Here is a 7,223-nt window from a genome sequence, read left to right as displayed (position 1 = left end):
TTTTCATCCGCCGCCAAGGCGCTGCGCAAGATCGCCGAGAGCAAAGGGGAGGCCTTCTACAAGGGCGAGATCGCCGAGGCGATCGAGCGCCACGCCCGTGAAGAGGGCGGTGCGATGACAGCGGCCGACCTCGCGGCGTTCAAGCCGGAGTGGGTCGAGCCGATCTCGATGCGCTATCGCGGCTACACGGTTCACGAAATCCCGCCAAACGGGCAGGGGATCGCGGCGCTCATCGCGCTGGGTGTCTTGTCGAAATTCGATCTTGGTCGTCTCAAGCCCGATTCGATCGAGGCTCAACACCTTCAGATCGAGGCGATGAAACTCGGCTTCGCCGACACCTATCGTTACGTCGCGGAGCCCTCCGCCATGACGGTGAAGCCGGAGCAGCTACTCGACGACAGCTATCTATCGGAGCGTGCCAAGCTGATCGATCCGGCAAAGGCCCAGGATTTCAAGGCCGGAAATCCGACCCGGGGCGGGACGATCTATCTCAGTGCCGCCGACGCCTCCGGGATGATGGTGAGCTTCATCCAAAGCAATTACATGGGCTTTGGCTCCGGCGTCGTCATCCCGGAATGGGGCGTGTCGCTGCAGAACCGCGGCTACGGATTCAGCCTCGATCCGTCCAGCCCGAATTGCGTCGGCCCGCGCAAGCGCCCGTTCCACACCATCATCCCCGGCTTCCTGATGCGCGACGACAAGCCGGTCATGAGTTTCGGCGTAATGGGAGGCAATATTCAGCCCCAGGGACATCTCCAGACCTTGGTGCGGATGATCGACTTCGGTCAGAACCCTCAGGCGGCATGCGATGCTCCGCGCTGGCGTTTTGAATCGGGCCTCAACCTCAATGCCGAGCATCACATGGATATCCAGACCCAACAGGGTTTGGCGAAGCTTGGTCATAACATCGTCCCGCTCGTCGACAGCTACATGGATTTCGGTGCGGGCCAATTCATCTGGCGGATGGGCGATCCGGCAGTGGAGGGCTATGTCGCTGCCACCGATCCCCGCCGCGACGGCCAGGCCGCGGTCAGTTGAGGCAACGCCAAGCAGGCCGTCACCGGCCCCTTATACGCGCGGCCTGAGCCGCTTGGACCGACGGCCTGCTTCGGATCGAAATCGCAACTGTTCGCCGCGACATCGCGGCGGATTCGGGCCATCATTGTTGCTCCCGGTCCTTGATCCGATGAGGTCGCGTGCGCTTCCTGGCTCTGCGTTATTTCAACGAGGTCGCCAAGCTCGGCTCGATCCGCAAGGCGGCCGATCGGCTGCACGTCGCGCCGTCGGCCGTCAGCCGGCAAATCGCGCAGCTCGAACACGAACTCGATGCCGTGTTGTTCGAGCGCTCCAAGGTCGGCGTGCAACTGACGCCGGCCGGCGAAGTGCTCGCCCGGCAGAGTAATCGCATCTTCCGCAACCTCGACCGCGCCCGCAATGAGATTGACGATCTACGCGGCCTGCGCCGCGGCGAGGTCTCGCTGTTTGTGATCGAAGGGTTCGTTTCGGGGCTGTTGCCGGATCTGCTCGCCAACTTCCACCACCGCTATCCGGCGGTGACGTTTCGCATTCAAACCGGATCGACCGATCGCATCATCGAGGCTCTCCTCGAAGACGAAGCCGATATCGGCATCACCTTCAACGCGGCGCCGCGACCGGAGATCGAAGTCATCGCCGAACATGTCGAGCCGATCGCCTGCCTGGTGGCGCCGACGCACGGATTCGCCAATCGCGCTACGCTTACTCTCGATGATATCTGCACCCAGACCATCGCGCTGCCCGAGCACAGCTTTGGCCTGCGCCAGGTGTTCGAGCGAGCGATCGCGAAGCGCAAGCGCGCCCCGCTGGTGCTGGTAACCACCAATTCGCTCGAGCTGACCAAGCGTATGGCGGCGACCGGGCAGGCGATCGCCTTCATGCCGGCGCTGACCGTGATCACCGAGCTGCATTCCGATGCGCTGCGGGCGATCCCGATCGCCGATCCGGCCTTCGCGGCCGCGCGCTCCAGCATCAGCGTGCACCGCGACCGGCCGCTGCCGCATGCGCCGCAGGAATTTCTGAAGGCGCTGGCGGAAGCGATCCGGGGCCTGTCCCGCAAAAAGAGACGCGGCTGAGGTGTTGCCTTTTCGGCAGCATCGCATGACCGATTCTCGACTTTTCGGAACAGGCTCTTCCTCCTTAGTCTGGTGCCACTGGCCCCAACGGAGGATGCGTCGTGACGACTGAGCGCAAAGCCACCAAGCTGTTCACCGGCGCCGCCTCGCGGCGGACCGTCCTTCTGGGCGCGAGCGCGACCGCCATCGCGGCGGCGTTCGAGAGCCTCGGCGGACCTGCCGCCGCCCAGTCTCTGAACGCCATCAAGGTTTCCGAGGCGATCCATCTCGGCATGTATGTGTCGGTCTACGCCGCCAAGCACGGCGGCTTCTTCAAGAAGCACGGCCTCGACGTCGCCGTCAGCTCGGCGGGCGGCATCGCGCTGGCGCTGCCGGTGGTGCTGTCGGGCAATGCCAGCTTCGCCGTCACCGGCGCCGGCATGTCGGTCAATGCCGTCAACGAGGGCGCCAAGGTCAGCAACATCGCCAAGGTGGTCGGTGGCGTTGCGATGTGGGCGGTCGCCAAGCCCGGCACCAAGGTCGGCAGCGTCGCCGACTTCAAGGGCAAGACGATCGCCACGCTGCGCTTCCCGTCCTCGACGATCCAGACGCCGACCTTTGCGATGAAGGAGCGCGGCGGCTTCGATCCGGAGGCCGGCGGCGTCAAGTTCCTGCAGTTGCCGCAGGGCGCGCAAGCCCAGGCCGTGCTCGACGGCCGCGCCGACTTCGCCACGATGTTCGAATGGGACGTCTCGATCGCCAAGGAGAAGTTCGGCCTGGAGCCGGTGTTCGCTTTCGCCGACATCATCGGTCCGCTGTCCTGGACCACCGCGATGACGCAGAAGAGCGTGATCGAGAAGGATCCGGCGATGGTGCAGGCGTTCTGCGACGCGTTGGCCGAAGCCCAGGCGGCGCTGCACACCGACCGCGAGCTGTTCATCAAGGCCTCGGTCGCCGAATTCCCGCAGGTCGCCGAGTCGGTGATCCGCTCCGCGGCCGGCAATCTGCTCGACAATTCCACCGCCATTCCGAAAAGCCCGACCATCTCCAAGGCCGAATGGGACACCGACATGGCGTTCGAACTCGCCGGCGGCTCGATCAAGTCGGCGCGGCCCTACGAGGAAATGGTCGACAACAGCTTCGCCGAAAAGGCCGCTGCCAAGGTCGGCAAGGCCGGCTGAGATCCGAGAGTCACATGTCCAAGCATCTGTCCGCCCGGCCCGAAGCCGTCGACTTTGACGCTGCTGCCACTGCACTGATCGTCGTCGATATGCAGAACGGCTACTGCTCGCCCGGCGGTTACTTCTCGCATCTCGGCGTCGATCTGGCGCCGACCCAGAAAGTCATTCCGGAGATCCAGCGGCTTGTATCGGTCGCGCGCGGCGCCGGCATCCAGGTGATCTGGCTGCAGAACGGATGGGATCAGGCCCTCAAGGAAGCCGGCGGCGCGCATTCGGTCAATCAGCGCAAGGGCAATTCGCTGAAGCTGATGCGCAGCCGCCCCGAACTCGCCGGCAAGCTTCTGACCAAAGGCGGGTGGGACTACGAGCTGGTCAAGGAGCTGAAGCCGGAGCCTGAAGATCTGGTGGTGCCGAAGCCGCGCTACAGCGGCTTCGCCGGTACCGCGCTCGACAGCCTGCTGCGCAGCCGCCGAATCGACACGCTCTTGGTGTGCGGCGTCGCCACCAATGTCTGCGTCGAGTCGACCATCCGTGACGCCTTCTTCAAGGAGTACTTCCCAGTTCTGGTGCGCGATGCCTGCTATCAGGCCGGGCCGGAGTACTGCCAGCAGGCGACGATCTACAATGTCGAGAGCTTCTTCGGCTGGAGTTCGACCGTCGACGACGTCGCCCAGGCGCTTGCCTCCAGCATCGCCGCCTGATCATCGCTTCTGACAACCAAGGAGTGTCCATGCCGTTCGAAGCCATCATCCCGCCCGGCTCGCCGCCGCCGCTGGCGCCCTACAGCCCCGGCACCAAGGCCGGCGGCTTCATCTACGTGTCCGGTACGCTGGCGATCGGCCCGAAGGGCGAGACCGTCGGCGCCGGTGATGCCACCGCGCAGACCCGCTTCGTCCTGGAGTCGATCAAGTCGGTGATCGAAGCCGGTGGCGGCACGATGAAGGATGTGGTGTTCAACCAGATCTTCCTGAAGGACCTGTCGGACTACGCGGCGATGAACGCAGTGTATAAGGAGTACTTTCCGAAAACGCCGCCCGCGCGCTATTGCATCCAGACGCCGCTGGTGCGCCCGGAATTCCTCGTCGAGATTGCCACCACCGCCTACGTCGGAACCTGATCATGGCCAACGCGGAGATCGTGGGTCGCATGCCCGAGCAGACAGCCGATCGCAAGCCGGCCAAAGCCTCGCAACGCTCGATCTCCGCGCCGTGGTTCGCGCAGGGCAAGATCCTGTTTCTGCAGCTGCTGCTGATCGGTGGCTTCCTGCTGTTGTGGGAGGTCGCGATCCGCGCCGAATGGATCAAGGTCTATCTTTACGGCCAGCCGACCGGCATCTGGCGTGAACTGGTCAAGGGACTGACGTCGGGCACGCTGCTGCGCGACACCTGGGTCACCGGCAAGGAATCCATTCTCGGCTTTCTGATCGGCAGCATCGCCGGCTCCGCCGCCGGGCTGTTGCTGTGGCTGTCGCCGACCGCGGCCGCGGTGCTGCGACCGCTGCTGATCGCGCTCAACGGTCTGCCGAAGATCGCGCTGGCGCCGCTGATCGTGGTCTGGTTCGGGGTCGGCATCGAATCCAAGATCGCGGTGGCCGCCATCATCACCTTCATCGTCGCGATGATCACCAGCTACGCCGGCACGCAGGAAATCGACGGCGATTATCTGAAGATGCTCAAGGCGCTCGGCGCCAGCCGGCTGCAGATGTTCCGCATGGTGATCGTGCCCGGTTCGCTGCCGTGGATCGCTTCGGCGTTCCGCCTCAACATCGGCTTCGCGATGATCGGCGCGGTGGTCGGCGAATACATCTCGGCCGATCAGGGCCTCGGCTATCAGATCTACTACGCCGGCACGCTGTACAATCTCAACGCGGTGTGGGGCGGCATTCTGGCCCTGATGCTGTTGGCGGTCCTGCTCGACAGTGCTGTTGGCTGGGTCGAACGCCGCATGAAGTGGCGCTGAGGCCGGTTATGCCGATCGCTCAATTGTCCGACGTCGCGCTGCGCTACGAGATCGTCGGCTCCGGCGAGCCGGTGCTGCTGGTCGCCGGGCTCGGCGGTTCGGCCGGCTACTGGGCGCCGAATGTCGATGCCTTCGCGGCGCGCCATCAGGTGGTGCTGCACGATCATCGTGGCACCGGCGGCAGCACGCGCTCGGAGATGGACTATTCGGTCGAACTGTTGGCCGACGATCTGCTGCGGCTGATGGATCATCTGAAGATCGACAGGGCGCATCTGGTCGGCCATTCCACCGGCGGGGCGATGGGGATCGTGCTCGGCGCCAGCGCGCCGGAGCGGATCGCCAGCCTGGTGCTGTATGCGACCTGGGCCGAGCTCGATGCGCAGATGGAGCAGTGCCTCAGCATGCGCCGGCGTATCCTGAGCGCCATGGGCGAGGCCGAGTATCACCGCGCCACGCCGCTGTTTCTGTATCCGCCGACTTACGTGCGCGACCACAAGGCCGATCTGGAACGCGAGATCGCCGCTGCCGTCGCCGCAACGCCGTCGCGCAGCATCATGGACGCCCGCGCCAAGGGCATCATGGCGTTCGACGGGCTGGGCTATCTCGATGACATAAGCTGCCCGACGCTGGTGCTGGTGGCGCAGGACGACATCCTGACGCCGCCTTATTCCTCCGAGCTGATCGCCGCGCGGATCGCCGGCGCGCAATTCGTCGAGGTGCCGCGTGGTGGACACGCTTTTTCCCGGGTCGAGCCGGCTGCATTCAATAGCCTGACGCTCGACTTCCTTGCCGCTCACCCGATCGGGACCCATTCTCATGTCTGACGCCGATATCGTGCTCAATGCCGAGAGGGTCGGGATGACCTTCGAGGCCGCCAATGCGCCGCCGGTGACGGCGATCGCCGATATCGGCTTCCAGGTCCACCGCGGCGAGGTCGTCGCCATCGTCGGCCCGTCCGGCTGCGGCAAGACCACGCTGTTCAACATCATCGCCGGGCTGCTGGAGCCGACCGGCGGGCGGGTCGAAGTCAACGGCGAGCCGGTGCACAGCGCCACCGGCCATGTCGGCTACATGTTGCAGAAGGATCTGTTGCTGCCCTGGCGCACAGTGATCGACAACGTCATCATCGGCCTGCAGGTGCGCAACACGCCGCGCAAGCAGGCCGAGGCGATCGCGCACGAGCTGATCGAGAGCTACGGCCTCAAGGGCTTCGAACACAGCTATCCGTCGGAGCTGTCCGGCGGCATGCGGCAGCGCGTGGCGTTCATGCGCACGCTCGCCTTCAGCCCGGACGTGATCCTGCTCGACGAGCCGTTCTCCGCGCTCGACAGCCAGACCCGGCTGGTATTGCAAAGCGACGTACTACGCATCATCCGCGAGCGGCAGTGCAGCGTCGTCCTGGTAACGCACGACGTCGGCGAGGCGATCACCATGGCGGACCGCATCGTCGTCATCACCAGCCGGCCGGGCCGGGTGAAGTCGATCCATCCGGTGAATATCGCACCGGAGCAGCGCCATCCGCTCAAGATCCGTAAGCTGCCGGAATTCACCGCGCTGTACGAGACGATCTGGTCCGAACTCGGCATCGACCTGGCGGCATGAGCGGCATGAACGCAACTAACAGCTCTGCGCTGACCGCGGAGATCACTGGCCGCACCGAAAAGAATGCGCCGACCATCGTGCTATCGGCCGGGCTTGGCGGCGCCGGCGCGTTCTGGCAGCCGCAGCTCGCAGCGCTGAAGCAGCACTTCCGCGTCGTGTTGTACGATCATCGCGGCACCGGTCGAAATCCGACGACGTTGCCCGAAGGCTACAGCATCGGCGATATGGCCGATGAAGTCATCGCGCTGCTGCAGTCGCTGCAGATCAAGCGCTGTAGCTTCATGGGCCACGCGCTGGGTGGCCTGGTCGGGCTCGACCTCGCGCTGCGCGCGCCGCAGATGCTCGATCGCCTCGTGCTGGTCAACGCCTGGGCTGCGCCCAATCCGCATAC

9 protein-coding genes are annotated in these 7,223 nt (G+C 64.8%); all 9 read left to right on the top strand.

The genetic code is table 11. From position 1 onward, the window contains the following. On the top strand, nucleotides 1-1,038 hold a 1,038-nt coding region (locus tag I5M_RS17285), incomplete at its 5' end, for a gamma-glutamyltransferase family protein (RefSeq protein WP_022722538.1). A 158-nt stretch (nucleotides 1,039-1,196) separates the two neighbouring features. After that, the gene (locus I5M_RS17280; protein ID WP_022722537.1) at nucleotides 1,197-2,111 is read left to right on the top strand and encodes a LysR family transcriptional regulator; all 915 of its coding nucleotides are present in this window, start codon (nucleotides 1,197-1,199) and stop codon (nucleotides 2,109-2,111) included. A 101-nt stretch (nucleotides 2,112-2,212) separates the two neighbouring features. After that, nucleotides 2,213-3,271, top strand: a complete 1,059-nt coding sequence (locus tag I5M_RS17275; RefSeq protein ID WP_022722536.1) for an ABC transporter substrate-binding protein — start codon at nucleotides 2,213-2,215, stop codon at nucleotides 3,269-3,271. A gap of 14 nt (nucleotides 3,272-3,285) precedes the next feature. Then, nucleotides 3,286-3,972, top strand: a complete 687-nt coding sequence (locus I5M_RS17270; protein WP_022722535.1) for an isochorismatase family protein — start codon at nucleotides 3,286-3,288, stop codon at nucleotides 3,970-3,972. Nucleotides 3,973-4,001: 29 nt separating this feature from the next. Next, entirely contained in the window at nucleotides 4,002-4,388 is a 387-nt protein-coding gene (rutC, locus tag I5M_RS17265; RefSeq protein WP_022722534.1) for a pyrimidine utilization protein C, read from the top strand. Nucleotides 4,389-4,417: 29 nt separating this feature from the next. Further along, a complete protein-coding gene (locus I5M_RS17260) occupies nucleotides 4,418-5,230 on the top strand; it encodes an ABC transporter permease (protein ID WP_244432038.1) in 813 nt (270 codons plus the stop codon). 8 nt (nucleotides 5,231-5,238) lie between these two features. Continuing rightward, complete coding sequence (locus I5M_RS17255; RefSeq protein ID WP_022722532.1) at nucleotides 5,239-6,054, top strand: alpha/beta fold hydrolase; 816 nt, start codon at nucleotides 5,239-5,241, stop codon at nucleotides 6,052-6,054. Beyond that, complete coding sequence (locus I5M_RS17250) at nucleotides 6,047-6,832, top strand: ABC transporter ATP-binding protein (RefSeq protein WP_022722531.1); 786 nt, start codon at nucleotides 6,047-6,049, stop codon at nucleotides 6,830-6,832. The genes I5M_RS17255 and I5M_RS17250 overlap by 8 nt, the downstream gene beginning before the upstream one ends. Beyond that, on the top strand, nucleotides 6,829-7,223 hold a 395-nt coding region (locus tag I5M_RS17245), incomplete at its 3' end, for an alpha/beta fold hydrolase (protein ID WP_022722530.1). The genes I5M_RS17250 and I5M_RS17245, both read left to right, overlap by 4 nt.

Source organism: Rhodopseudomonas sp. B29 (assembly GCF_000333455.1).
GTDB lineage: Bacteria > Pseudomonadota > Alphaproteobacteria > Rhizobiales > Xanthobacteraceae > Rhodopseudomonas.
The sequence above is the reverse complement of the archived record's forward strand: the minus strand, read 5'-3'. Positions and strand labels throughout refer to the sequence as shown.